Raw genomic sequence first — 25,630 nt, forward strand, 5'->3', positions numbered from 1 at the left:
CTTGTCTAGGTGATTATTCACCTTAGACAAGCTCCCTTAGTTGTATAACGAGGCTACTTTCCTGCAATCGATGAGGTCGTCGAAGACCATGCATCTAAAACCTTGGCTGCGGCGCCGGAATCCAAGGATTCTTCGGCGCGACGCATTGCTGCTCGCATCCTTTCGACAAAGCCGCCCCGGGCATCTTGATCAAATGCGACCATTCCAGCCGCCGAATTGAGCACCACCGCGTCACGCACCGGACCTTTGGCTCCGGAGACGATGTCTCGGACGACGCTGGCGTTGTAGGCAGCATCGGCCCCACGCAAATCATCTAGCGTAGCTCGGGTAATGCCTACTTCCTGAGCGTCAAAAGTAAATTCCTCAACTTTTCCGTCTCGCACCTCCCAGACCATATTCGGTGCGGTGGTGGTCATTTCATCAAGTCCGTCATTTCCTCGGAATACCAGGCCACGCACGCCTCGGCTGGCTAGCACGCCGGCCATAATCGGTGCCATCCGCAGATCCGAGCAACCAATTGCCGACGCGCTAGGAAGTGCCGGATTGGTCAGCGGGCCCATGAAGTTAAAGGCCGTTGGAACGCGCAGTCCTCGACGGGCTCCGGCCACATGGCGCATAGAGGGGTGGAAGATATTGGCAAAGCAAAAGGCAATGCCGACCTTTTCGTAGACCTCTACAAGGCGCTCGATTGGTACGTCCAGATGAACCCCTAAGGCTTCCAGGACATCTGCAGAACCGGAAGACGAGGATGAGGCCCGATTTCCATGTTTCACGATCTTAACGCCGGCGCCGGCACATACCAAGGTAGACATGGTGGAGATGTTTACGGTGTTCTGTCGATCGCCACCAGTTCCCACAATGTCTAACGTTTGTGCGTCGATGATAAGTTCGCGCGCATTGCCCACCATGGAGTCAACAAGGCCGGTAAGCTCTGCCACCGTCTCCCCCTTGGCGCGCAGCGCTACAAGGAAGCCGGCGATCTGCACATCGCTGGCTTCACCGGTCATGATCTGATTCATGGCCCAGGCGGCATCTTCACGGCTCAGATTCTGGCCGCTAATTAGGGAGGCCAAAAGATCTGGCCACGTTGGGAACTTTTCATTTGCAAGGCTCGTTGACACGTATATAAGCCTATCCACGGCTCCCCCTCACTGCTAGTTCATGTCGTCACGTGATGCGCGGTCAAAAGACTATTTTTGGGTCAAAAAAGACCTCAATTAGGCAACATTTGTGTTGCTTAAGCGATTGTTTCGTGCGGCGCGCCGACTCAACCTCTACAAATTGTAGAAAGAGTTTCTCGGCTACTTCCGCATGTTTCCGCGGTTGTTCTCATAATGTGGCGTACCAAACCCTAAAGAACCATGGTTTGCATTGGTATCTGAGGCCTATTTAGAGACATAATGACAGTGTGACAACTGCGACTCATGCCCCAAATACGACGGCGCCACATGCGCCGAACCGCCCAAACATGGTGTCGGTGGGAACGATGGTGTGGCTCTCCAGCGAGCTCATGTTCTTCGCCGCCCTCTTCGCCATGTATTTCAGCCTCCGGGCTGCCGCGCCCGAGCTTTGGGCGACCGAAACTTCAAAGCTGAACGTACCGTTCGCGCTGGTTAACACCTTGATTCTGGTGTCCAGCTCGTTCTCCTGCCAGATTGGCGTGTTCAAAGCCGAAGAGTTCAAGCCTCGCCGTTCCGGCGGACTTTTTAAGTTCAAGGAATGGGGAATGATCGAATGGTTCATCGTTACCTTCATTCTTGGCTCGATCTTCGTCTCTGTTCAGGCCTATGAATACGCCGTGCTCGTGAGCGAAGGCGTTGCAATGAACTCGAACTCGTACGCTTCATCGTTCTACATCACTACTGGCTTCCACGGCATTCACGTGCTCGGTGGCCTGATCGCATTCTTGCTGATCATAGGTAGAGCAATGTTGGCTAAGAAGTTTGGTCACTTTGAAGCGACCGGCGCCATCGTTGTGTCTTATTACTGGCACTTCGTTGACGTAGTGTGGATCGCGCTGTTTGCGATCATCTACTTCCTAAAATAGGTAACTAATATCCATCAGTTGCCTCCACGGAAGTATGGCAACACCACACCAAGAAACTAAGTGAGGAACCAGCAAGTGAAGGCTCTTTCGAAAAAGCGCCGCCACCCGCTCGCCGCTGTGGCCCTGCTGTTGTTCGGATTGCTGGTCACCGGCAGTCTCTACACTGCAGCAGGCAGCGTAAGCGAAGCGAAGGCAGCGGATACCACTTCTGCATCGGTTTCCGATGTAGAGGAAGGCCAGAAGCTTTTCGTAGCCAACTGTGCGACCTGCCACGGCATGAGCGCCGAAGGCTCCGCAGACGGCCCATCGTTGATCGGCGTCGGCGCAGCATCAGTTGACTTCCAGGTAGGCACCGGCCGTATGCCGATGCAGATGCAGGGGCCACAGGCTCAGGCTAAGCCAGTACAGTTTGACGATGAGCAGATCTCCCAGCTGTCGGCCTACGTTGCGAGCCTCGGTGCAGGTCCAGCAATTCCAGACGAAGATGCGCTGGATACCACTAAGGGCGACGCCGCCCACGGTGGCACCGTATTCCGAGTGAACTGCGCAATGTGCCACAACGCCGCTGCCGGTGGTGGCGCGTTGACCCGCGGTAAGTTTGCTCCGACGCTAGCAGGCGTCTCAGAGAAGCACATTTACGAAGCGATGGCTACCGGTCCGCAGAACATGCCAGTGTTCAACGACTCGAACATCACCCCCGATGAGAAGCGTGATGTGATCACCTTCTTGAAGACCATTGAAGCTAATGGTTCTGCCGGTGGCGCTGCTCTTGGAAACCTTGGCCCAGTGGCTGAAGGTCTCTTCGTTTGGACCGCCGGTTTGGGCATCATTATCGCCTTCACCATTTGGTTGACCTCGCGTCCTTCCTAAGGCTTTCGCGGTGAAAACCGCAAACATCACTACGTACATAAATTCCTAACAGAAGGATGAGAGAGAAACATGGGCGACCATAGTCACGGCAGTCCCGAAGAATCGGGCACCGTTGCTAAGGCTGACGATGTAGCTCAGGACCGGTTCCCGGATCCAGGACTCCCCCCACATCGTCCGCGTCTCGCAGATCGCGATCCGCGCGCAGCCAAGCGACACGAGCGCCAAGTTGCGCTGCTATTTACCATCTCCATCATTGGCACGCTGTTCTTCTTCGTGGCTTACTTCGTCCTGGGTCACCTGGGCGAAATGACCTTCGCAGAACTGCGTGTGCAGAACGCTGCACTGGGCTTAGGCACCGCATTCGCGATGCTCGGCATTGGTGTGGGTATCGTTCACTGGGCTAAGACTCTGATGCCGGACCATGAACTCGTTGAACAACGTCACGAAATCAGCTCCGAAAAAGATCGCCAGGATGCAGTCGATATCATCGACACCGTGATCGAAGAAACCGGTATCAAGCGCCGTCCGCTGATCCGCAACACTTTGATTGGTGCCATCGCTTTGGCACCGATCCCAGCAATCTTCATGTTCCGCGACCTTGACCGCACCGGTAAGACCGCACATCAGATGATCGAGCAGATGCGTCACACTTTGTGGGACACCGGCGTTCGTCTGACTCGTGACCCATCGGGTACCCCGATCAAGGCCTCGGACGTCCAGCTTGGCTCCGCTTTCCACGTGATCCCTGAGGGTCTGGAAAATGCAGAGAACATGCTGAACGAAAAGGCTAAGGCAGTTGTACTGCTCATGCGCATGGACCCACGGGAAATGAACATTTCCGAGGGCCGCGAAGACTGGCACGTAGATGGCATTGTTGCTTACTCGAAGATCTGCACCCACGTGGGTTGCCCGATCGCCTTGTACGAGCAGCACACCCACCACCTGCTGTGCCCATGCCACCAGTCGACCTTCGACCTCGCCAATGAGTGCAAGGTTATCTTCGGCCCGGCAGGTCACGCACTTCCACAGTTGCCTATTACCGTGGACGCTGACGGCTACCTCGTAGCACAGAGCGACTTCCACGAACCTGTAGGCCCAAGCTACTGGGAGCGTGGATAATCATGGCAACAACGAATGAATACACCCCGTCAACCACTACCGGTCGTCTTGCGAACTTCGTAGACTCCCGCGTCGGTGCCTCGGGCATGGTCAAGGAATTTGGTCGTAAGATCTTCCCTGACCACTGGTCATTCATGTTCGGTGAAGTAGCGCTGTACACCTTCGTACTGCTGCTGCTCTCCGGTACTTTCTTGACTTTCTTCTTCGATCCTTCGATGACCCACATCACCTACAACGGTTCTTACGTCCCGTTGAAGGGCATCGGCATGTCAGCGGCTATGGCTTCGACCATGGACATCTCCTTTGATGTCCGTGGCGGTTTGTTCATGCGCCAGGTGCACCACTGGTCGGCACTGCTCTTCGTAGCATCGCTGTCCGTGCACATGCTGCGCGTGTTCTTCACCGGCGCTTTCCGCCGCCCACGTGAACTGAACTGGGTTGTCGGCGGCGTGCTGCTGATCATGGGTCTGGCTGCTGGTTTCACCGGCTACTCACTGCCCGATGATCTGCTTTCCGGTAACGGTCTGCGCATTATCGACGGCGTGATGAAGGCTCTGCCGATCGTTGGCACTTACCTGTCGATGTTCTTCTTCGGTGGCGAGTTCCCTGGCGTTCACGTCATTCCTCGCCTGTACTCGTTGCACATCATGATCGTTCCGGCGGTCATCATCTTGCTGCTGGTCATCCACTTGTTCATGGTTGTGACTCATAAGCACACCCAGTACCCTGGCCCAGGCCGCACCAACGACAACGTTGTTGGCTTCCCTGTTGGTCCGGTGTACGCAGCGAAGGCCGGTGGATTCTTCTTCATCGTCTTCGGTATCGTGGCGTTCATTTCGGGTCTCTTCCAGATCAACCCGATCTGGAACTACGGTCCATACGATCCATCACCTGTTTCTGCTGGTACCCAGCCGGACTGGTACATCGGATTCGTTGATGGCGCGTTGCGTTTGATGCCTGGTTACCTTGGTAACTTCAGCTTCGAATGGATCATCCCGTTCCCATGGGGCGATAACACCTTGGTGTTGAGCGTTCTGCTTCCTGCCTTGGTTCCTGCCGGCGTGCTGTTCATGGTGATGTTCGCATGGCCATGGATCGAGCGTTGGGTAACCAAGGATAACCGCGAGCACCACTTGCTGGACCGCCCGCGTAACGCTCCATTCCGTACCGCAATGGGTGCTGCTGGTGTCGTCTTCTACTGCGTCATGTGGGCAGCTGCCTCCTCGGACTTGATGGCGACCCACTTCCATGTGTCATTGAATGACGTAACCTACTGGCTGCGCACACTCTTCTTCCTGGGCCCGATCTTCGCTTTCTGGATTACCCGCCGTATTTGCTTGTCGTTGCAGCGTAAGGATCGCGAGATCGTGCTGCACGGCCGTGAAGCTGGCATTATCCAGATGTCGCCTGAAGGTGGCTTCTCGGAGAAGCACGAGGAAGTTGACGTGTACAAGCGCTTCTTGCTCACCAGCTACAACGACAACAAGTACATCCCGGCTCAGCCGGATGCTGCAGGACACGTCTCCGGTTCGGAGAAGCGTCGCGCAGCATTGTCGAAGTTCTTCTTCGAGGATCGCGTTGCCCCAGTGACCCCATCGGAGCTCGAAGCTGCACACGCAGCCCACGGCCACCATGAGGTCGAAGGTGAAAAGCAAGACTCGATCGAGAAGTAACCTCGACTCGCATTAGTCACAGAAAGAGGGACACACCTACTGGTGTGTCCCTCTTCTGGGTTAAGCAGGCTTCATGCCAGCTGCTCCCCCTCGGTTCTATAGCGTTGCCAAGAAAGTTAGCACCTGCAGTGAGCAAGACTCCACCACGCTCACATCCCGCTCTGTGCCAGCCCGTGCGGCACCGCGTCCAGGCGTTCTTCAAGATGACCGCAGAGACAATCGCAAGCGTTGACGGAAAATCAACGGTGTATCGGTGCGGAATTTGCTGAGACTGCATGTTCCAGGAGAAACCCGCGGTGGCCTGGACAGGAACCTGGACGGATTCAGTTCCGTGCGATTGTTCATCCGCCCTGGGCGGACGCCACTGAGCACGGTCTTTACGCTTCAGCAAGACGCCAGCAACTGGGCGGCAAACTCAGAAGCCGGTCCCACTTGGGATTAGGTCGCTGGTCTCGGTTTGCCCAGCAGTATCCGCTTCGCAGCTGGCTTCCCGTGCCAATCACATAGCCTTCTGTGTCATGTTGGGCCTGAGCACGGGCCGGGCTACAGGCGGAGCACCCGATGGCACGGTGTAAACGGTCAGGAACCAATCTCCATTACTGCTGTCCCCTGATCGCGGGCGCTGGCATCACTGGCACACGACAGGATCGCTTCTAAGGCTAGAAATTGTCTGTATAGCGTGGAGTGCGTGTTCCGAGCCGTTGAAGCGGTACAAAGAGCTTGTAGCGATCCGAGCGGTACAGCGAGACCGAGTAGTCGGCCAGGCGTTCGCCGATGTACGCATAGCGAGTGATCTGCAGGAGCGGAAACCCCTGCTCAACACCCAGCAGTAGAGCTTGTGCACTGCTGGCGGCTGTACTTTCAACCTGGTCTTCACCCCATTCAAGCAGGATGCTGTAACGCTCGTGGAGCGCCTGGTAAAGCTTGGACGGTGGCGGTCCGTCAACGAAGCCGGGTACCAGGTCCGCAGGCATGTAGTTTTCATCCAGGCTCATAGGTGTGCCGTCGGCCAGTAGCAAGCGCTTGAAGCGGACTACTCCAGCTCCCTCTTCGACCATGAGTTGGGCGCTGAGGTAGGGCGAAGCTTTGACCTCGTCGAATTCGAGGACTCGAGCGTCCGGAACCATGCCGCGGCGCATCATGTCTTCGGAATAGGAGTGCAGACGAACACGCAGGTCCATTTTTTCTGGAACGACGAACGTGCCAATGCCCACCACGCGCTTCAGTACCTGCTCGTCTACCAAGGCGTCAATGGCCTGCCGGATAGTTTTCCGAGCCACTCCGAAGTGCGTGGCTAGTTCGCGTTCTGGCGGGAGTTTGTATCCAGGCTTGCAAGCTTCACGGGCGTGCGTTTTGAGGATGTGACGGATCTGCCGGTACTTGCTGGTCTTGCTTTGGGCATCGATCGTGCCGGTGACCGGTGGTGTCGGTGAGTAGCGCATGTTGGTCTCCTTGAACACGGAAGTGCTAGTTAAAATGCTAGCGGGGTGACAAGTGAAAACTTGTCACCCCGCTAGGAGAACTACTTAGTGAGCGTGATCGCCGCGGCTGTATTCGTAAACCCAGCCAACAAGACCGATTACGCACAGTCCCACACCGATGAACATAACCCACCATCCAAGGGCTAAGCCAAGGAAGCCGATTGCTGCGGCACTGGCAAGAACCAGTGGCCACCAGCTCCACGGTGCGAACAGTCCGACATCGCCGGCACTCTCGTGGATTTCACCGTCAATGCGATCCTCTGGACGAGGGCCAACACGTTTTGCGGTGAAGTACAGGTAGCCGCCAACCATGGCGGACAAGCCAACCAGCATGAGCAGTGCTAGCAGGCCAACCCATTCATCCCAGTTAGTCATGTAACCGTAGACGACCGCGATAGGGGTGAAGAAGAAGATTCCACCCAGGAAGATCCAGGATTCAACTTTCATCTTTACAGGTCCTTCTGGTCAGCCGGTCCGAAGATCTTTGCGGCACCAGCAGTAGGAGTAGCACGGCCACTCAGTTCTGGGTGGTGCAGATCAAGCGCTGGGCGCTCGGAACGGATACGTGGAATCGAGTGGAAGTTGTGACGTGGTGGTGGGCAAGAAGTTGCCCACTCCAGCGATGCACCGAAGCCCCATGGATCATCAACTTCAACCATCTTGCCATTGCGGTGAGTAACCCAAACGTTCCAGAAGAACGGAATCATCGACATACCCAAGATGAAGGCGAACACGGTGGAAACCTGGTTCATCTCGGTGAAGCCATCTTCAGGCATGTAGTCAGCGTAACGACGTGGCATACCCATAACGCCCAACCAGTGCTGGATGAGGAAGGTTCCGTGGAAGCCGATGAACAGCAGCCAGAAGTGGATCTTGCCCAAACGCTCGTTGAGCATCTTGCCGGTCCACTTTGGCCACCAGAAGTAGAATCCGGCGAACATGGCGAACACCACGGTACCGAAGACCACGTAGTGGAAGTGAGCAACCACGAAGTAGGTATCCGAAACGTGGAAGTCAAGCGACGGAGCCGACAGGATAATACCGGTCAGGCCACCGAACAGGAAGGTGATCATGAAGCCGATGCTCCACAGCATTGGGGTTTCGAAAGTAATCGAACCTCGCCACAGAGTACCGATCCAGTTGAAGAACTTCACACCTGTTGGCACCGCGATCAGCATCGTCATGAAGCCGAAGAATGGCAGCATTACCGAGCCGGTCACGTACATGTGGTGAGCCCAAACGGAAACCGAAAGCGCAGCAATGGAGATGGTCGCGAAGACCAGACCCTTGTAGCCGAAGATTGGCTTGCGGCTGAAGACCGGGAAGATCTCAGAGACAATACCGAAGAACGGTAGCGCAATGATGTAGACCTCAGGGTGACCGAAGAACCAGAACAGGTGCTGCCACAGGACCGCACCGCCATTGTCCGGGTCGAATATGTGCGCCCCGAAGCGTCGGTCGGCACCCAGTGCGAACAGCGCAGCTGCTAGCGGTGGGAAAGCCATGAGAACCAAGATCGAGGTGATCAAGATGTTCCAGGTGAAGATCGGCATACGCCACATGGTCATGCCAGGTGCGCGCAAGCAGATGATCGTGGTGATGAAGTTGACGGCGCCAAGAATGGTACCGAAGCCCGACAGAGCAAGACCGAAGACCCAGAGGTCTCCGCCGACGCCCGGCGAGAAGGTGGTGTTCGACAGTGGCGCGTAAGCGAACCAACCGAAGCTAGCAGCACCCTGAGGGGTGAGGTAGCCAGCGAGTGCAATGGTCGAACCCAGGGAGAAGAACCAGAAGGCCAACGCGTTTAGACGTGGGAAGGACACATCTGGGGAACCGATTTGCAGAGGCATCATGACGTTGGCGAAACCCGCGAAGAGCGGAGTTGCGAACATCAGAAGCATGACGGTGCCGTGCATCGTGAATAGCTGGTTGTACTGTTCCTTGGTCTGCAGGATCTGCATGCCAGGTTCGAACAGCTCAGCACGGATCAGCAACGCCATGACGCCACCGATGCAGAACATGATGAACGAGGTGATCAGGTACATGTACCCGATCTTCTTGTGGTCAGTCGTCGTGATGTAGTCGACGAAGATACGACCCTTTGACCTCGGCACGACAGATGGGGCAATCGACTTGACGTCGTCGGTAGCGTATTCAAACGTTGTCATAGTGACTACTTTCCTCCCTCTTCATGGCCGTGCTCCACAACAACGGAGTTAACCTTGTTGGGCTGGCGGTCGTATTCTTCGCCAATGTGGCCATCTTCCATCTTGGCAAGTTGGGCCTTGAACTCGGCGTCGTTGACGACCTTGACGTTGAAGAGCATTTCCGAGTGGTACTCGCCGCAAAGCTCGGCGCACTTACCAGCGTAGGTACCTTCAACCTGTGGAGTCAGGTAAATGTAGTTGGTCTTTCCCGGGATCATATCCAGCTTCTGAAGGAATGCTGGAACCCAGAACGAGTGGATAACGTCGCGGCTGTTGAGCTCGAGAGTTACCGACTTACCTGCAGGTAGGTACAGGGTAGGCAAGGTTTCTTCAACGCCTGCCGAGCCATCCGTGTTCAGGTGAGCCTGTTCGCCAGCGAAGTACTTCTTCTGGCCCTCGTAGTTGTAGTTGAAGTCCCACGACCACTGCTTCGCGCGGACGTCAACGACGACCTCGGAATCTACAGGTGCGTTGATTGACTTCTCAACGGTGTTATTGAAGCTAAAGAAGACCAAAACAAGGACCAAAGGAATGGCCGTGTAGAAGATCTCCAATGGCAGGTTGTAGCTGAGCTGACGCGGGTAGCCGGTATCGGTCTTGCGACGACGGTAAGCCACGACGCACCAAAGCATCAGGCCCCAAGTCATCACACCGATAATGATCACGGCGATCCAGGAGTGAACCCATAGATCCTGGATTGCTCCAGTGTGGTTCGTGGTGTCGCGCTCCACGTTAGGGAGCCACCCGCGTTTAGCCTCCGCTGTACATCCCGTCAGCAGCAATGCGCCGGCGCCGACCAAAGCAATAACTTTAGCTTTGGCAGATCCGCGACTGCCGGTTCGGTATTGCGAACTCACAGACGGCCCTTCCTCTTTGTTGGTGCAGAATGTGGTCTTCATAAGTCACCTCGCGGTTAAACGAGTTGCACGGTGAGGTGGCTCACGAAGGGAAACATAGTTTTACTACTCTCTGTAGAGCTTACCCTCTTAGACCCCGGAATACCGAAAAACGCCGCTGTTTGAACGAGAAATTTCTTCAACGTTTAAACAGCGGCGTTAGTTCCTTGTGGCCTAGTGGAAGGAATCTCCACAGGCACAAGATCCGGATGCGGCAGGGTTGTCAATGGTGAACCCCTGCTTGGAAATCGTGTCTTCGAAATCGATCGAAGCGCCAGACAGGTACGGCACGCTCATCTTGTCGACAACCACTTCTACGCCATCAAAATCGCGTACGTGATCGCCTTCAAGCATGCGCTCATCGAAGTAGAGCTGGTAAATCAGGCCAGAGCAGCCACCGGGCTGAACGGCGATACGCAAACGAAGGTCATCGCGGCCTTCCTGCTCAAGAAGTGAACGTACCTTCTGCGCAGCTACGTCGGAAATTGCCACCTCGTGGGTTGGCACCTCGGTAGAGTCACCCGCGGTCTGGTCAACGGCTACAGTCATGATTTTCCTCCCATACTGTTTGATGTGACGCCCTCATCCCGAAGTGCATCGGGCTAAACGGCATCTTTTCTTGATTCAATACTACGTCGCGAGGATCAAAAATGCTCTTTGATCTTCTCGTCATATGACGCGGTTCATAGTCCCGTCGAGTTAATCCGTGCCAAAAGCAATGCTTCGGCAACAATTGCTTTCTGGAAGTCCCCAATATGAAGCGACTCGTTAGCCGAGTGCGCTCTCGAATCAGGATCTTCCACGCCGGTGACCAATATTTGCGCCTGTGGAAATACGTCGAGTAGGTCGGCGATAAAAGGAATGGATCCTCCCAGCCCCATGCTGACCGGCTCTACTCCCCACGACTGCTCGAGTGCCCAGCGTGCAGTGTCGTTCGCCGAAGCTTCAAGATCTGCTTGGTAGGCGTTTCCGCCTTCGGTGGCGACAAACTGGACCTCGGCACCGCGCAGATCCACCGACTTCACGTGTGCTTCCAACGCAGCCAGTGCCTGTTGCGGCTCTTGTCCTGGCGCCAATCGCATTGACACCTTAAAGCGCATCTGCGGAATTAAGGTATTTGACGAGCGATCAACACTAGGCATATCCATTCCAATGACGCTCAGCGCTGGTTTATTCCATAAACGGTCGGTGATCTTTCCGGTGCCTGCCAGTTGCACCGAGTCAAGCACGGAACTATCGCGGCGGAATTCGGCCTCATCGAAGTCGACTTCGGCGCTGTCGTTGGCCACGAGACCTGATACAGCGACGGAACCGTTTTCGTCATGGAAGGAAGCGATGAGTTTTGCCGCAAGGATCGGAGCGTCGAGCACCGGGCCACCAAACATGCCCGAGTGCACTGCGTGCCCCAGGGAGCGGACGGTGATTTCTGCGGCAGCCATGCCGCGAAGCGAACTTGTCAGCGCGGGGGTCCCCACCGCCCAGTTCGATGAATCGGCCACGATGATCACGTCGGCTGCGAGCTTTTCCTGATGCGCCTCGAGGAAGTTCCGGAAGGATGGTGAGCCAGCTTCCTCCTCGCCTTCGAAGAAGTAGCTGACGCCCACGCCGAAGTCCGCCACGGACTCCAGCACCGCGCGCAACGACGCAATATGAACCATGATGCCGGCCTTGTCATCTGCGGCGCCACGACCATAGAGCCGCTCCCCTACGCGGGTTGCTTCAAATGCTGGAGTGTTCCAGTCTTCGTCATTTCCCGGAGGCTGCACGTCGTGATGTGCATAGAGCAGAATCGTTGGCTTGCCGGGGGCGGCCTTGCGGCGGGCAACTACCGCGGGGGCTCCCATGATGCCGTTATCGTCTGCTTCACGCAGAATTTCGACGGTGTCCATGCCAGCATCGCGGGCGAGAGCGGCTACGGCTTCGGCGCTCCGTTCAAGGTTCGCTGGATCAAATGATTCCCAAGCAACGCCGGGAATGGCGACCAGTGAGCTGAGCTCTTCGAGGATCTTCTCAAAGTTCTTCTCGACATGACTTTTTAGGGCAGTAACATCGACGCCATGGTTTGAGCTGTCGACTGGAGAATTGATTGTCATGCATTCAGCCTAGCAATGACCGCGGTTGCCAATGTCACTAGGTAGCCAACAACCCGGTAGGATAGGGGCGTGTTTGGACGTAAAAAAGATGACTCTCAATCCCCCGCAAATGTAGAGCCGGCAGACTCGGCTCCTGAAACAACGGACGGCCGCAAGACCGGACCGACCCCGAAGCGCAGCGCACAGCAGGCTAGCCGCCAGCGTCCGCTGGTGCCCACCGATCGCAAGGCCGCGAAAGAAGCCGATCGCCAGCGTCGTATCGAAGCGCAGAATCGTTTGCGTATCGCTAACGAAACTGGCGACGAGCGCTACCTCATGCCACGTGATCAGGGCGCGCAGAAGCGTTATGCCCGCAACTTCATCGATTCCCGCTGGATGTTCAGTGAATTCATGATGTTCGTGATCTTCGCTTTCTTGATCTTGTCACTGACTTTCAACCAGAATCTCAGCGTGCAAATGTACGTCCAGGGTGCACTCTGGGTCGTTATCGCTCTGGTGATCATCGAACTGATTGTGACCACGATACTGCTCAAGCGTCGATTGGTCGCCAAGTTCGGGTCGATGGACCGAGGACTACGCATGTATGCAGCAATGCGCGGAATGCAGTTCCGCAAGCTACGTCTTCCTAAGCCGCAGGTTAAGCGCGGCGCAAATATCGACTAGTCTCGCAGTCCAAATCTTCTAGGGCGGACCCCAGCGGGTCCGCCCTTCTTAATGCTCGAAAACGCAGTGGGCATTAACCAGTAGTCTTCTACACAATGTTATAGATTTGTATTTGTCTTCACAAGGTTTAAAATATTTATGTTTTGATGCCTTCCCTGTACGTACGGACTTCCTTTGTAATGCGAGATACAAGGTCCAATGCAGCGCCTACAAGGATTTAATCTGGTGCCACGATCGTCCCACCACATCGGCTCACCGCGTCCATTAGGCGTTTTGTTTCTCCCCCGGCAACGATTAGCCGGTTAAACGACTGATCCCCTGAAACCAAGTTTCAGGGGATCGTTTATTTCCACGGTGCTGCCCTACAGGCTGCGGGCAAGTTCCTTATTAATCGCACGAGCCCAAAAAGGACCTTCATAGAGGAAGGCGGTGTAACCCTGAACCAAGTCTGCGCCCGCCTCCAGGCGCGCCTTTACGTCGGCAGCATTTTCCACGCCACCAACGGCAATCAACGTCATCTGGGCAGGAACCAACTCACGTAGTTGGCGCAATACCTGCAATGAACGACGTTTTAGCGGTGCTCCGGAGAGCCCACCGGCACCGATTTCTTCCACTCGTGCAGAGTCACTGCTTAGACCGTCGCGCGTAATAGTCGTATTGGTGGCAATAATTCCGTCCAAATTGAGCTCGGTTGCCAATTTCGCAACATCGGCAACATCTTCGTCGCTCAAGTCGGGAGCTATTTTCACCAGCAATGGCAGGTGACGTCCGGCGACTTGATCGGCCAGCTCTCCCACTTCACGCAGCAGCGGACGCAATGACTCAACACTCTGCAACAGCCGCAAGCCCGGGGTGTTGGGACTGGAGACATTAACAACTAGGTAATCTGCATGGTTTGCCAGCTGGCGGGTCGATTCAAGGTAGTCGCCGATGGCATCTTCAAGTTCAACCAGTTTGGTTTTACCAATATTCACACCGATTACCGGGCGAGTTCCGGTGTAGTCGGCCTTCAGGTGCTGGCGTGCAGTAGCAACGCGTGCGGCTACGGTTTCGGCGCCTTCATTGTTAAAGCCCATGCGGTTAATGACTGCGCGGTCTTCGACCAAGCGGAATAGCCGAGGCAACTCATTGCCCGGCTGGGCTTGACCGGTGACGGTACCGATCTCCACATGTCCGAACCCGATGTCACTGAGCGCCAAAATTCCGGTGGCACCTTTATCAAACCCTGCCGCCAGACCAAACGGCGAAGGAAAATCAATCCCCATCACGGTACGACGAAGCTTGGGGTCAGGGGCAAAAAACTTTCGGACTGCCTTGGTCAAACCCACGCGTTGCGCGAGCTTGATGGCGTCAAAAGCAAAATAGTGGGCCTTTTCAGGTTCCATCTTGGTGAAAACATGCTTGAAGACCAGAGGATAAATGCGCATGGTTAATAGTTTCCCGCGAAGATCCCCAAACAGACAACTTGAGATCGGTATGCTTCAAGACATGAAGGGCTCAACGTACTCATCCAGCGGGCAATGGCCGGATTTCACCGACACCACAGAACCCGGTCAATGGGTCGCGGATCCATTAGGTGAAGGATTCGAATACACGACCTTGGACTTCGGTGTTGATGATGAAGGCCCGGCCGTCGGCACCTTAGTCCGTTATAAGCCCCTGGGCTGGCGCACCTTGCTGCCGCGTCGCTACAACGGAGTGGTGTTGAGTCTGCATGGGTGGAGCGACTATTTCTACAACCGGGAGCTTGCAGAATTTTGGGAAGCTCGCGGTTATCATTTCTACGCGCTTGATCTACGTCGTTACGGGCGCAGCCTCCGCGCAGAGCATGAAATACCAGGTTACGTCGATGACCTGGCAGTGTATGACGAAGAGCTCGACGCCTCCATGGTGCTACTCGGCGCAGCACATCCAGATCTCCCGATCATCGCTCAAGGACATTCCCAGGGCGGACTGATCCTCACCCTGTGGTTAGCTCGTACCGCAGCCCGTGTCCAAGCTTTAGTGCTCAATGCCCCCTGGCTGGAATTCCAAGGAACTGCATTTTTACGCGTTCCCATGCACGGGATCCTGGAAGCTATTGGTCGTAATAACGGGCGGCGCAAACTCGTGCTGCCCGAACGCGATCACTACTGGCATTCATTGAGTGATCAAGGAGTCGGCGAGTGGGACATCCACCGGCTGTGGCGGCCGCGCTACGCATTCCAGCCAACTACCGCCTGGATGAAAACCATCCTCGATGGGCACGCCCTCGTCGCCAAAGGCTTGGATCTATCCCAACCAATTCTGGTGCTCAGTTCAAATGCGTCGCATCTGAGTACCAACTACTCCCCCATTATGCAGAACTCTGACTCCGTGATCGATGTGCAGCAGACCCGCTTGCGGGCCATCAAACTGGGCAGTTTTGTCACTCTGTCACAAATCCCTGGGGCCATGCACGACGTGTTCACCTCTGCAGAACCAACCAGGGCCGCGGCCTATCGAGATCTCACATTGTGGCTGAAGATGTTCCAGCGCAAGCGCTAGCTCTTTGGCTTGTCTACGGCTCCGCCGTAGCGGCGATCGCGTTGTGCATACTGCTGTACGGCGGTAAACAGCGTAGTACGGTCTACATCGGGCCACAGCTGGTCAAGGAACACCATTTCTGCGTACGCTGACTGCCACAGCAGGAAATTACTCGTACGCTGCTCGCCGCTGGTACGCAAGAAAAGATCTACATCTGGCAGTTCCGGCGCGTAGAGGTACTTGCCCAAAGTCTTCTCTCCTACCGAGGAAGCCTTCAACCTGCCGGCGGCAACATCTGCCGCGATCGCTGACATCGCATCACCAATTTCGGCTCGCCCACCATAGTTGACACACATGGTCAGCTGGCAGCCGAGATTATCTTTTGTCAGTTCTTCGGCGGCTCGCAGCTCGTTAATCACCGACTTCCACAATCGCGGTTCGCGACCAGACCAGCGAATTCGCACTCCCCACGAGTTGAGCGTATCGCGCTGGCGCCGCAGCACGTCTCGTGAGAATCCCATCAGAAAACGTACTTCCTCGGGGCTTCGTTTCCAGTTCTCGGTGGAGAAGGCGTAGACGGAGACATGCTTGATTCCCAGCTCCACCGCTCCGGCCATCACATCCAGCAGCGCAGCTTCGCCGGCCCGGTGCCCCTCGGTGCGAGGCAATCCGCGCTGATTGGCCCAACGTCCGTTGCCGTCCATAACGATCGCTACATGCTCAGGCACTAAGGCTGCGGGGATGCTGGGCATCACCGGGTTATCCGGGTGCGGGTAAGGCTTGGCTGGACCAGGTCGGCCGGTAATCGGGCGAAGCTTGCTCATGTTCTCTCCACGTGTTTCAGCGATTTCACGGCACGCTCCAGGTGCCACTGCAGGTAATTGGCAACAATGTCGGCTGCCTGTTTTTTGGCTCGCGGTCCGGCTTCAGCCACCGAGTCCCAGTCGCCGGTGAGTAACGCCTGTAGGTAACCAAGGGTAATCGGATGGGGTGCCAAAGATCCCGGAGGCCGGCAGTCGGCACACACCACTCCGCCCAACTGGACGTGCAAAGCTTCGTGCGGACCAGGCTTCCCACACTTAACACAGTCGGTAAATGACGGAGCCCAACCAGCAATAGAAAGCGCCCGGAGAATGTAGGAGTCAAGGACTGCTCCGGAATCAACCCGATGTTTTGACAACAGCGCGATAGCACCATGAAGCAGCAAGTACTGTTTGCCGGTGGAATCCGCATCGGCTTCGAGCAGTCTCTCGGCAATTTCAACCATCGCCGTACCCACCGTATAACTCGTGTAGTCGCTCACTAGCTGTTGCCCATAAGGATGGCGTAGCTGAGCCTGCGAGACGACATCAAGATTTCGCCCCATCACGATCAGCGCGTCAACTTCCATAAATGGTTCCAAGGTGGCGCCGAGCCGCGATGAAGTGCGGCGCACGCCCTTGGCCACCGCCCGTACCAGTCCCTTGGGAGTGATCAGGGTGATGATGCGATCTGCTTCGCCCAGTTTATGGGTACGCAGCACTAACCCACGGGTGTGGTAACTGCGTGAAGCAAAGCCGGAACGTGACACGTCTTCAATTCTCCCACTTGAAACTGGAAAAATCGCAATTCACCACCGTGGATCCTTCGCTCAGCGCTGCCAGTGGCTACGTCAGAGTCCACGCCGGGTATTTCTCGCACGCAACCAGGTGCCGGATGGTTGGCTTCGCCAGTCACCAACCCCATGGAACTTTTTGACGGCTGTCGGTCTGTTCCTCATCCTGATCGTTCTCGAGCGCAGAGGTGAACTAAAGGGATCGTGGCTCTCTTTCGCGTCAGCGGAAATCAAAAATGCCAGGAACCAAAGGGTTCCTGGCATTTTGATGCTTGCGGTAGGTAGCTAAGCAGCGTCGCGAATCGCGCGGTTGACGGCAGATACAACTGCCTTCAGTGCCGAGATGTTGGTATTGGTGTCCATCCCGACGCCCCAGAGGATACGATCACCGACGGCACATTCAACAAATGAGGCCGCACGCGCGTTGCCACCCTCGCTCATTGCATGCTCGGTGTAGTCCAAGACGCGCAGGTCTACTCCATCATCGTTGAGCATCTTGACCAAAGCGGACACCGGGCCGTTGCCCTGAGCGCTACGCTCATGTGCCACACCATCGATGATCAGCTTCACGTCCAACTGGAAGCTTCCGTCTTCGGCCGAGGCAGCGGTCGCCGACGCAATCTGGTAATAACCCCAGGCATCCAATCCAGAGTCTTCGCTGACTGGCAGGTACTCGTCCTGGAAGACGTTCCAAATAGTGGACGAGGAAACCTCGCCGCCTTCGGTTTCGGTCTTCTTCTGAATTACTCCGGAGAACTCGATTTGCGCACGACGTGGCAGATCCAAGTTGTAATCGTTTTTCAGCAGGTAAGCCACACCGCCCTTGCCGGACTGTGAGTTCACGCGGATCACTGCTTCGTAGGAACGACCAATATCCATCGGATCGATCGGCAGGTATGGGACGGCCCAGACCATATCGTTCAGTTCCTTGCCCGCGGCGGTGGCCTTTGCGCCCATCGCCTCCAAGCCCTTCTTGATCGCATCCTGGTGGGATCCGGAGAAAGCAGTGAAGACCAGGTCGCCACCGTATGGGCTGCGTTCTGGAACTGGCAACTGGTTACAGTATTCGACGGTGCGGCGGATGTGGTCCATATCGGAGAAGTCGATCTGTGGATCCACGCCCTGACCGAACATGTTCATGCCCAGGGTTACCAGGTCGACGTTGCCGGTACGTTCACCGTTGCCGAACAGGCAGCCTTCGATGCGATCCGCGCCAGCCAGGTAACCCAGCTCGGCGGCAGCAACACCGGTTCCACGGTCATTGTGTGGGTGCAGCGACAAGATAATCGAGTCACGGTTCGCCAAGTTGCGGTGCATCCACTCGATCGAATCCGCGTACACGTTCGGGGTAGCCATTTCTACGGTGGCCGGCAGATTCAAGATCATCTTGTTCTCCGGGCTGGCTTCCAAAACTTCGGCTACAGCCTCGGAAATTCGCTTGGCGAATGCCAGTTCGGTGCCAGTGTAGGACTCTGGTGAGTACTCATAGGTGATCTTGGTACCGGTCAGCTGCTCTTCGTACTTCTTGCACAGGCGTGCACCCTGTACCGCGATATCAACGATGCCATCCTCGTCTTGGCGGAAGACAACTTCGCGCTGCAGGATCGAGGTGGAATTGTACAGGTGAACGATTGCCTGCTTGGCGCCCTCGAGCGCCTCATAGGTGCGCTCGATCAGGTGCTCGCGGGATTGGGTCAACACCTGGATGGTGACGTCATCAGGGATGCCGCGTTCGATCAGCTGACGGACAAAGTCAAAGTCGGTCTGCGAAGCGGAAGGGAAACCGACTTCGATTTCCTTGAAACCCATTTGGACCAACAGGTCAAACATCTTGTGCTTGCGCTCTGGACTCATCGGGTCGATGAGCGCCTGGTTTCCATCACGCAGGTCAACCGCGCACCAGCGTGGAGCCTTCGTAATGTACTTATCTGGCCAGGTGCGATCTGGAAGGTTGACTTCGATCTGATCCTGGAATGGAACATACTTGTGGACTGGCATGTTCGAAGATTTTTGCATGTTCTGCATTTCGGTTATCCCCTAGACAATGTTGGTGCTTAGTTGTGTGGGGCCAGACGTGAGCTACTCCGCGGCGAGAAGGTCGGCCGAATTGACCACTAACGGTCTCTTGGATCCTCGCAGCGGCAGATTAGAAGTAGAAGCTCGAAATGCACATTTTGAGCATAACACCGGTTTGTTGAGCACCGTGATTTGCTACTCAATTGTGTCAAATAGTGGACATCAGGCGGGGAAGCGATCCTCGGGATCGGCTCGATATCCATGGACACTTCGGGTGAAATGCGCGAACAATAGGAGCTCAGGGCGAATTGCACACCGGCCGGGGCAACCAGGCTGAGGAAGGCAACGGATGAAGACGATCATCATCAGGGCAGGAATTGCCGGGCTTGTGGCGGCCGGCCCGATCGCTACGCAAAGGGTTCACCGATCTGCACCCAGATGGCGCAACGCCCTGACGGGCTCCGCCGCCGACGTAATCCGCCACCTCGCCGAAGGCGCCTGAACCACCTCGGACAATCCAGGAGGCTCACTCGATAGGGTGAACAGGATGTCATCGCAGACAGCCACCCATCCTAGAAAGGAAATTCCCTTGGACCTGAACCCAACCGGAGCGCCGGACCCCGCCGAACAAACCCTGCTATTTGAGATCCCGGGGCTACGGTGGACCGAGGCAGATGCGCGCCGGGCGCGGCAAGCGGTACCAGAGGTGCCAGTCGATATCCTCACCGCCATCTCGGAGCACGAAACGTGGATCTACGTTTCCCGGCAACAGGTGAGTGATTTGGGCACCCTGGGTGACCCGGCGGCGTTCCTGGCCAGGCTCCTGGGGACCAGCGACAATGCCACCCAGGCGTTCCGTCTTCGCCGTCTACAGGCTCTGCTCTCGATCGGGGACGCAGCACAGGGCGGGCTCCAACCCTGGCACTACACGTCACAAACGGACATCCCGGTAGATGACGAAGACGAGTTCAACCAGTGGTTCGATCGCGAGCACCTGCCGCGTCTGGCCGCGGTCACGGGCACCGCGCACGCAGCCCGCTATCGGACCGATGGCTCCCCGCGATATCTCGCCGGCTATGACTTGAGCAGTGAAGACGTGCACGGCAATGATGCGTGGCGTGATGCCGTCGCAACGCCGTGGCGCGATCGGATCCACCAGAAGTTCGTCAAACCACGTCGGCTCATGCTCAAGCGACTGCGCTAGCGGCTCGCACAGACGAGACACTGATGCACGCGGGTAAGCACTCCGAGCCAGGCTACGCAGTTGCGTCTTGGCGCGCTGCTTAAACACGGTGAAACAACGGGACGTGCGCCCAGCTCGCCACACACCGGCACACGAAGCCCAGTCAGGTTATGGTTTTTTGCGGTATCCGCCACCCTCGGCCGGCTAAAAAACCGGCCCCCGGATCTCCTCGAGCTGAGGTGATCCGGGGGCCGGCGGCTCATGCCAGGCTGTGCTTAGAAGCCCAAACGGCCAAGCTGCTTCGGGTCGCGCTGCCAGTCCTTGGCAACCTTCACGTGCAGGTCCAAGAAGACCTTGGTACCCAAAAGCTTTTCAATGCCCTGGCGCGCGTTGGATCCCACCTCGCGCAGGCGTGATCCGCCCTTGCCGATGATGATCGCCTTCTGGCTTGAACGTTCCACAAACAACGAGACGTGAATGTCGATCAACTGCTTGTCTTCGCTGCGTCCCTCGCGTGGGATCATTTCTTCGACCACTACAGCCAAAGAGTGTGGCAGCTCGTCGTGTACACCTTCAAGGGCAGCCTCACGAATAAGTTCGGCGACCATCTTCAGCTCAGGCTCGTCGGTGAGTTCACCGTCCGGGTACAGTGGTGGGCCCTTCGGCAGGTGCTCCACGAGCACGTTTGCGACCTCTTGAACTTGGAATTCCTTCACTGCGGAAACCGGGATGATGGCTGCAAAACCATCTTCGCCAAACTGTTCCACACCCAGTTCGGCCACCGACATTAGCTGCGCTGTGAGCTGTTCGCGGTCAACCAGGTCCGCCTTAGTGACTAGGGCGATGATTGGCTTGCGCTGCAATTGCGCCAACTGGGTGGCGATAAAGCGGTCACCGGGGCCGATCTTCTCATTGGCCGGCAAGCAGAAACCAATGGCATCCACCTCAGATAGCGTCTGTGCGACCAAGTCGTTGAGGCGCTGACCTAGCAAGGTGCGCGGGCGGTGCAGCCCGGGGGTATCAACCAGGATCAGCTGGGCGTCTTCGCGGTGCACGATACCGCGGATGGTGTGCCGCGTGGTCTGCGGCTTAGCCGAGGTGATCGCGACTTTCTGGCCGACTAGCGCGTTGGTTAGCGTCGATTTTCCGGCATTCGGGCGTCCCACAAAAGAGGTGAAACCCGAACGGAAGTTCTCGGGCCAGCCACTGGTGGGCATCATTTTCTCGTTATCGCTCATCGGCGGATACCTCGTTGTTCTCATTATGGTCGGATGCGTCCGTTTCCAGACGCTCTACATGGATTTTGCCAATACGGTTTCGGCGACCCGCGAGGGCCACCACGGTCAGCCGCAGTCCGTGAACATCGGCGGTGGAGCCGAGTACTGGAACGGATTCCAGCACCTTCGAGAGTAACCCACCGACGGTGTCAACATCTTCATCATCGATCAGCACGTCGAAGTGATCTGCCACATCATCGATGGACACCGAGGCCATGGCGAACAGCGAACCGTCTGGATTCTCGATGATCTCGTTACGTGAACGGTCATATTCGTCGTCAATTTCGCCGACGATCTCTTCGATCAGATCTTCAAGTGTGACCAACCCGGCGGTGCCACCATACTCATCAATCACCACCGCGAGGTGAATGGCTTCTTGCTGCAGTTCTTGAAGAAGGTCTGCGGCATTTTTTGATTCGGGCACAAAGCGTACCGGCCGGGCCAGATCTTCCAGACGCTCCGCCTGCTGCAGGCCGTGGATCTCGGAGATCACGTCCTTGAGGTAGATGATGCCTTGAATGTCGTCGGTATCTTCGCCGATCAGTGGGATCCGTGAATAGCCGGAGGCCATAAACAGTTCCAGCGCACTGTTAATCGTGTGTTCCCCGGTGAGCACCACCATGTCGGTGCGCGGCACCATGACCGCACGCACGTTGGTTTCTTCCAGGTCCATTACCGAGGAGATTAGTTCGGCAGATTCTTCGTCAAGGTCTTCGCCTTCACTGGCGCGATCCACCATGTCGCGTAGGCGTTCTTTGCCAAGGTAACCGTCTTCGTCGTTACCCGTTCCCGGGCTCATCGCGGTACCGATGCTGGCCAGCCAATTGGTGATCGGACCCAATAAAAGACGCAACAGGCGCACCATTGGTGCCGTCGTACGAACCACGTTGCGAGCATTGGAACGTCCATAACGCCGAGGTGACACGCTCACCAGCACAAAACCGATGGCCGCCATCACCACGGTGGCCAGTAGTCCGGCTAGCCAGAGGTTTTCGATCCAGCGGGCCGCCAGTAGGGCTACCGCCACCGCGGAGGCGGTTTCAAACCAGATACGCCAGAAGCGGATTGCTTGGGCGTGGGACTCGGTGTCGTCAAGGATGCGACTCAGCGACTTTGAGTCTGATTCGCTGCGCAACCGCTCGGCCGCATTACGCGACAATGCGTAGAAAGCTGAGTCGGCGGCCGTTAAAATTGCGGCGCTGGCCATGAAGACCAATGCCAAAATGAGTAGTACTGCGCCCACCGGCTATTCCACCGTTTCTTTCGGTGCTGGGCGGCCGGTGTAGCCTTCGAGTAGTCGGCGCTGCAGGGTGAACATTTCGGCCTTTTCCTCTGGTTCTTCGTGGTCGAAGCCCATCAGGTGCAACATGCCGTGAGTGGTGAGCAGCAAAATCTCATCATGGACCGCATGCCCGCCAGCCTTCGCCTGAGCCTCGGCGATGGTTGGGCAGATCACGATGTCGCCTAAGATCCCGCTTTCCGACGGAGCGGTTTCGGAACCTGGCCGAAGTTCATCCATGGGGAAGCTCATCACGTCGGTGGGACCTTCTAGGTCCATCCACTCCACGTGCAATTCGCTCATCGCATCTTCATCAATGAAGACGATAGAAACTTCGGTTTCCGGGTGGATGAACATCGCCTCGGTAATCGAGTCGGCGAGTTTCTGCACATCGTGCAGGTCCACCTCATAGTCGGTTTCGTTGTTTACTTCCACGCTCATTACTTGGTCCGTCCCCGAGAGTGTTGTTCACGTTTTTTGGTATCCCAACGGTCATAAGCCGTGACAATGTCTGCGATCAGTCGATGACGCACCACGTCCCCGGCATCCAGCCGGCACAGCTTGATGTCATCAATATCTTCGAGCACTTCGATGACCATGGCTAATCCGGAGACCGCGTTTCCTGGCAGATCCACTTGAGTCACGTCCCCAGTGATCACCATTTTGGATCCGAAGCCCAAACGAGTGAGGAACATTTTCATTTGCTCGCTGGTGGTGTTCTGCGCCTCGTCCAGAATGACAAATGCATCATTGAGTGTGCGCCCGCGCATGTAAGCGAGCGGGGCCACCTCAATCGTTCCAGCTTCGATAAGACGCGGAATGGTCTCCGGGTCGATCATCTCGTGCAAAGCGTCGTAAAGCGGACGCAGGTACGGGTCAATTTTTTCGGTCAAGCTTCCGGGAAGGAAGCCTAGCTTCTCCCCCGCTTCTACCGCCGGGCGGGTCAAGATAATTCGACTCACTTCCTTGGCTTGCAAGGCTGCCACCGCCATGGCCATCGCAAGGAAAGTTTTACCGGTACCGGCTGGACCCACACCAAAGGTGATGGTGTTGTCCTCGATCGCGTCGACATAACCTTTTTGATTCAGCGTCTTAGGTCGAATCGATCGGCCACGTCCAGAAAGGATCTTCAGACCCAGCACGTCGGTGGGTGTATCACCACCGCCGGCAGAGAGCATCTTAATGATTTGCTCGATCGTATCTGCGCTCATCCGCGAACCGCGGCTGGCTAAGGCCCGTGCTTCTTCGGTAACCCGCTGCGCTTTACGTACCTGGATAGGTTCGCCGATCAAGGTCAAGGTGGCACCGCTAGGGCGGAACTGCACCAAAGGATAAGCACCTGTCAGGATGCGCAATAATTCATCACTAGGACCTAGCGTCGCGACCATAAGTTCGGGAGTCTCGAAGGTGATGGTCATGGACGCGGAGTCTGACTCGGCCGGTATCTTATTATGTTCAACCTGCATGCAGTGCTTAGTGCCCCTTTTATAAAGCTTGGCGATGGTTCGTTCTCGTACCTTACAGTCTATCCATGACGGTCAGCCTTCGGGAAGATTTTCGCCATGAGCAAGGGCTCAATGCATCTGAAGTGTTTCTTAAGTATCGCTGGTGGCCAAGGTATAGATTTGGTTAAGAATGCGTCGAAACGCCAGATTTCCGCTTTTTTGCTCAGCTTCGTGTGCCAAACTATGTGAGCGTCAGGGCATTTAATGCCCCGACGTTAAACGATTGATCAACGGATTGGTAAGTAGTGCAGGGTAGATTCACGAGAATGGTTTCAAAGCGGGTTGCCGTTATTGGAGTCAGCCTAAGTCTCGTCGCGGCAGCCGGCTGTGGTCTTGCTTCGCGCGAGGAATCACACCAGATGCCGATTAGCTCGACCGCCACGTCGCTGTCCCTACCCGCTGCAAGCGACTCGGTTGAACATCATTCATCAATTGACCGGTTGCCTATCTATTGGCTAGAAAACACGGATCTTGGCGTATATCTCTACCGTGAATACGCTGCAAAAAATATGACTGGTGAGCCCATTGGAGATTCCATCTCCTACCTGCTTAATGAAAAGTCAGTAAATCCTGAGTGGTACACACATCTGAAACCATCAAGCGAAGTTGGCGTGTCCATGAACAAGGAAAACGTCATTACCCTTGATCTTCCGGCTAAGGTCTTCAGCGCTAAACTCGACCGCGGACTGTCCGAGCGCAGCATTCAGCAACTAGTCTTCACTTCAACCGCTGCCGCTTCTAACGCGGGTCTGTTCATTGGCACATTGCCTCCGAAGGTAAAAATCCTGGTTGACGGTCAAGCTAATGCAACGGTTTTCGGAGACTTACGACTCGCAGATTCATACGAACGAGATGCAAGCTTCATGGCGCCAATTTGGATTATCGATCCGCAATTTGGCGCCACGAATAAGGCCGGGCAAATCAAATTCTCCGGGCGAACCGCCAACTTTACCGACGGCGTCTACTACAGTCTGGAAAGCAAGGACAAAACAGGCAAGCTGACCGTGTTGACCGCTGCTGAGGCTATCGAAGCATCGTCGATCAAACAAGATGGCTCATTCAGCTTCACCACTCAACTAGGAGTGGGCTCCTACAAGCTGACCTTCTGGGGACAGGAAAACGGGTCCACGAAGAAAATCGCTTCGGTGTCCAGTGAGTTCACCATCAAGTAAATTTCGGCTCGTTGAGCCACAAAAATGTTCAGCACAACCACTTGGTTGTA

General features: G+C 56.0%; 23 protein-coding genes. 8 read left to right on the top strand and 15 right to left on the bottom strand.

Annotated elements, in window-relative coordinates; all coding sequences use genetic code 11:
• Window positions 1–53 precede the first annotated feature (53 nt).
• Window positions 54–1,121, bottom strand: a complete 1,068-nt coding sequence (trpD, locus tag ACX5K5_RS08310) for an anthranilate phosphoribosyltransferase (protein WP_459174276.1) — start codon at window positions 1,119–1,121, stop codon at window positions 54–56.
• A gap of 287 nt (window positions 1,122–1,408) precedes the next feature.
• Between trpD and ctaE the strand changes: the two genes are divergently transcribed.
• The 4 genes from ctaE to qcrB all read left to right on the top strand — a co-directional run bounded on the left by ctaE (window position 1,409) and on the right by qcrB (window position 5,709).
• Window positions 1,409–2,047 (top strand): aa3-type cytochrome oxidase subunit III, encoded by a 639-nt coding sequence (gene ctaE / locus ACX5K5_RS08315; protein WP_170947700.1) that lies wholly within the window; start codon window positions 1,409–1,411, stop codon window positions 2,045–2,047.
• Window positions 2,048–2,122: 75 nt separating this feature from the next.
• Window positions 2,123–2,917, top strand: a complete 795-nt coding sequence (gene qcrC, locus ACX5K5_RS08320; RefSeq protein ID WP_096254030.1) for a cytochrome bc1 complex diheme cytochrome c subunit — start codon at window positions 2,123–2,125, stop codon at window positions 2,915–2,917.
• Window positions 2,918–2,986: 69 nt separating this feature from the next.
• A complete protein-coding gene (qcrA, locus tag ACX5K5_RS08325; protein WP_096254028.1) occupies window positions 2,987–4,036 on the top strand; it encodes a cytochrome bc1 complex Rieske iron-sulfur subunit in 1,050 nt (349 codons plus the stop codon).
• Between the two features lie 2 nt (window positions 4,037–4,038).
• On the top strand, window positions 4,039–5,709 hold the full coding sequence (qcrB, locus tag ACX5K5_RS08330) for a cytochrome bc1 complex cytochrome b subunit (RefSeq protein WP_346059065.1): 1,671 nt from the start codon (window positions 4,039–4,041) through the stop codon (window positions 5,707–5,709).
• Window positions 5,710–6,368: 659 nt separating this feature from the next.
• Here the strand turns inward: qcrB and ACX5K5_RS08335 are convergent.
• The 6 genes from ACX5K5_RS08335 to ACX5K5_RS08360 form a co-directional block, all read right to left on the bottom strand.
• Window positions 6,369–7,151: a GntR family transcriptional regulator gene (locus ACX5K5_RS08335; RefSeq protein WP_459174277.1), complete on the bottom strand. Its 783-nt coding sequence runs from the start codon at window positions 7,149–7,151 to the stop codon at window positions 6,369–6,371.
• Between the two features lie 84 nt (window positions 7,152–7,235).
• Window positions 7,236–7,637 carry a cytochrome c oxidase subunit 4 gene (locus ACX5K5_RS08340; RefSeq protein ID WP_105674155.1) on the bottom strand — a complete coding sequence of 134 codons (402 nt, stop codon included), beginning with the start codon at window positions 7,635–7,637 and terminating at the stop codon, window positions 7,236–7,238.
• A 2-nt stretch (window positions 7,638–7,639) separates the two neighbouring features.
• Entirely contained in the window at window positions 7,640–9,358 is a 1,719-nt protein-coding gene (gene ctaD / locus ACX5K5_RS08345) for an aa3-type cytochrome oxidase subunit I (protein ID WP_459174278.1), read from the bottom strand.
• A gap of 5 nt (window positions 9,359–9,363) precedes the next feature.
• Complete coding sequence (gene ctaC, locus ACX5K5_RS08350; RefSeq protein ID WP_459174279.1) at window positions 9,364–10,254, bottom strand: aa3-type cytochrome oxidase subunit II; 891 nt, start codon at window positions 10,252–10,254, stop codon at window positions 9,364–9,366.
• A 213-nt stretch (window positions 10,255–10,467) separates the two neighbouring features.
• Window positions 10,468–10,842, bottom strand: coding sequence for a HesB/IscA family protein (locus ACX5K5_RS08355; protein ID WP_188685996.1), 375 nt, complete (start codon window positions 10,840–10,842; stop codon window positions 10,468–10,470).
• A 134-nt stretch (window positions 10,843–10,976) separates the two neighbouring features.
• A complete protein-coding gene (locus tag ACX5K5_RS08360; protein WP_459174280.1) occupies window positions 10,977–12,386 on the bottom strand; it encodes a dipeptidase in 1,410 nt (469 codons plus the stop codon).
• Between the two features lie 69 nt (window positions 12,387–12,455).
• Between ACX5K5_RS08360 and ACX5K5_RS08365 the strand changes: the two genes are divergently transcribed.
• The gene (locus ACX5K5_RS08365) at window positions 12,456–13,049 is read left to right on the top strand and encodes a DUF3043 domain-containing protein (RefSeq protein ID WP_459174281.1); all 594 of its coding nucleotides are present in this window, start codon (window positions 12,456–12,458) and stop codon (window positions 13,047–13,049) included.
• Window positions 13,050–13,411: 362 nt separating this feature from the next.
• On the opposite strand, the gene ACX5K5_RS08370 is transcribed toward ACX5K5_RS08365, so the two are convergent.
• Complete coding sequence (locus ACX5K5_RS08370) at window positions 13,412–14,476, bottom strand: quinone-dependent dihydroorotate dehydrogenase (RefSeq protein ID WP_459174282.1); 1,065 nt, start codon at window positions 14,474–14,476, stop codon at window positions 13,412–13,414.
• Window positions 14,477–14,537: 61 nt separating this feature from the next.
• Between ACX5K5_RS08370 and ACX5K5_RS08375 the strand changes: the two genes are divergently transcribed.
• The gene (locus tag ACX5K5_RS08375) at window positions 14,538–15,575 is read left to right on the top strand and encodes an alpha/beta hydrolase (RefSeq protein WP_459174283.1); all 1,038 of its coding nucleotides are present in this window, start codon (window positions 14,538–14,540) and stop codon (window positions 15,573–15,575) included.
• Here the strand turns inward: ACX5K5_RS08375 and ACX5K5_RS08380 are convergent.
• The 3 genes from ACX5K5_RS08380 to leuA form a co-directional block, all read right to left on the bottom strand.
• A complete protein-coding gene (locus tag ACX5K5_RS08380) occupies window positions 15,572–16,378 on the bottom strand; it encodes an isoprenyl transferase (protein WP_096257721.1) in 807 nt (268 codons plus the stop codon). The genes ACX5K5_RS08375 and ACX5K5_RS08380 overlap by 4 nt on opposite strands.
• Window positions 16,375–17,124, bottom strand: coding sequence for a DNA repair protein RecO (recO, locus tag ACX5K5_RS08385; protein WP_188686008.1), 750 nt, complete (start codon window positions 17,122–17,124; stop codon window positions 16,375–16,377). The genes ACX5K5_RS08380 and recO overlap by 4 nt, the downstream gene beginning before the upstream one ends.
• A gap of 309 nt (window positions 17,125–17,433) precedes the next feature.
• Window positions 17,434–19,173 (bottom strand): 2-isopropylmalate synthase, encoded by a 1,740-nt coding sequence (gene leuA, locus ACX5K5_RS08390; RefSeq protein ID WP_459174284.1) that lies wholly within the window; start codon window positions 19,171–19,173, stop codon window positions 17,434–17,436.
• Between the two features lie 580 nt (window positions 19,174–19,753).
• Here leuA and ACX5K5_RS08395 point away from each other — a divergent pair.
• Window positions 19,754–20,368 carry a hypothetical protein gene (locus tag ACX5K5_RS08395; protein WP_459174285.1) on the top strand — a complete coding sequence of 205 codons (615 nt, stop codon included), beginning with the start codon at window positions 19,754–19,756 and terminating at the stop codon, window positions 20,366–20,368.
• Between the two features lie 254 nt (window positions 20,369–20,622).
• Here the strand turns inward: ACX5K5_RS08395 and era are convergent, their stop codons facing one another.
• The 4 genes from era to ACX5K5_RS08415 are packed head-to-tail and all read right to left on the bottom strand — an operon-like array spanning window position 20,623 to window position 24,369.
• On the bottom strand, window positions 20,623–21,585 hold the full coding sequence (gene era, locus ACX5K5_RS08400) for a GTPase Era (protein WP_459174286.1): 963 nt from the start codon (window positions 21,583–21,585) through the stop codon (window positions 20,623–20,625).
• Window positions 21,575–22,867: a hemolysin family protein gene (locus tag ACX5K5_RS08405; protein WP_096257725.1), complete on the bottom strand. Its 1,293-nt coding sequence runs from the start codon at window positions 22,865–22,867 to the stop codon at window positions 21,575–21,577. The genes era and ACX5K5_RS08405 overlap by 11 nt, the downstream gene beginning before the upstream one ends.
• A 3-nt stretch (window positions 22,868–22,870) precedes the next feature.
• The gene (gene ybeY, locus ACX5K5_RS08410; RefSeq protein WP_188686014.1) at window positions 22,871–23,344 is read right to left on the bottom strand and encodes an rRNA maturation RNase YbeY; all 474 of its coding nucleotides are present in this window, start codon (window positions 23,342–23,344) and stop codon (window positions 22,871–22,873) included.
• On the bottom strand, window positions 23,344–24,369 hold the full coding sequence (locus ACX5K5_RS08415) for a PhoH family protein (RefSeq protein WP_188686016.1): 1,026 nt from the start codon (window positions 24,367–24,369) through the stop codon (window positions 23,344–23,346). Before ACX5K5_RS08415 ends, ybeY begins: the two co-directional genes overlap by 1 nt.
• 398 nt (window positions 24,370–24,767) lie before the next feature.
• Here ACX5K5_RS08415 and ACX5K5_RS08420 point away from each other — a divergent pair, with 398 nt between their 5' ends.
• Window positions 24,768–25,580, top strand: a complete 813-nt coding sequence (locus tag ACX5K5_RS08420; RefSeq protein WP_096257728.1) for a GerMN domain-containing protein — start codon at window positions 24,768–24,770, stop codon at window positions 25,578–25,580.
• The last annotated feature ends 50 nt before the right edge of the window (window positions 25,581–25,630 follow it).

Source organism: Glutamicibacter bergerei (genome assembly GCF_054495185.1).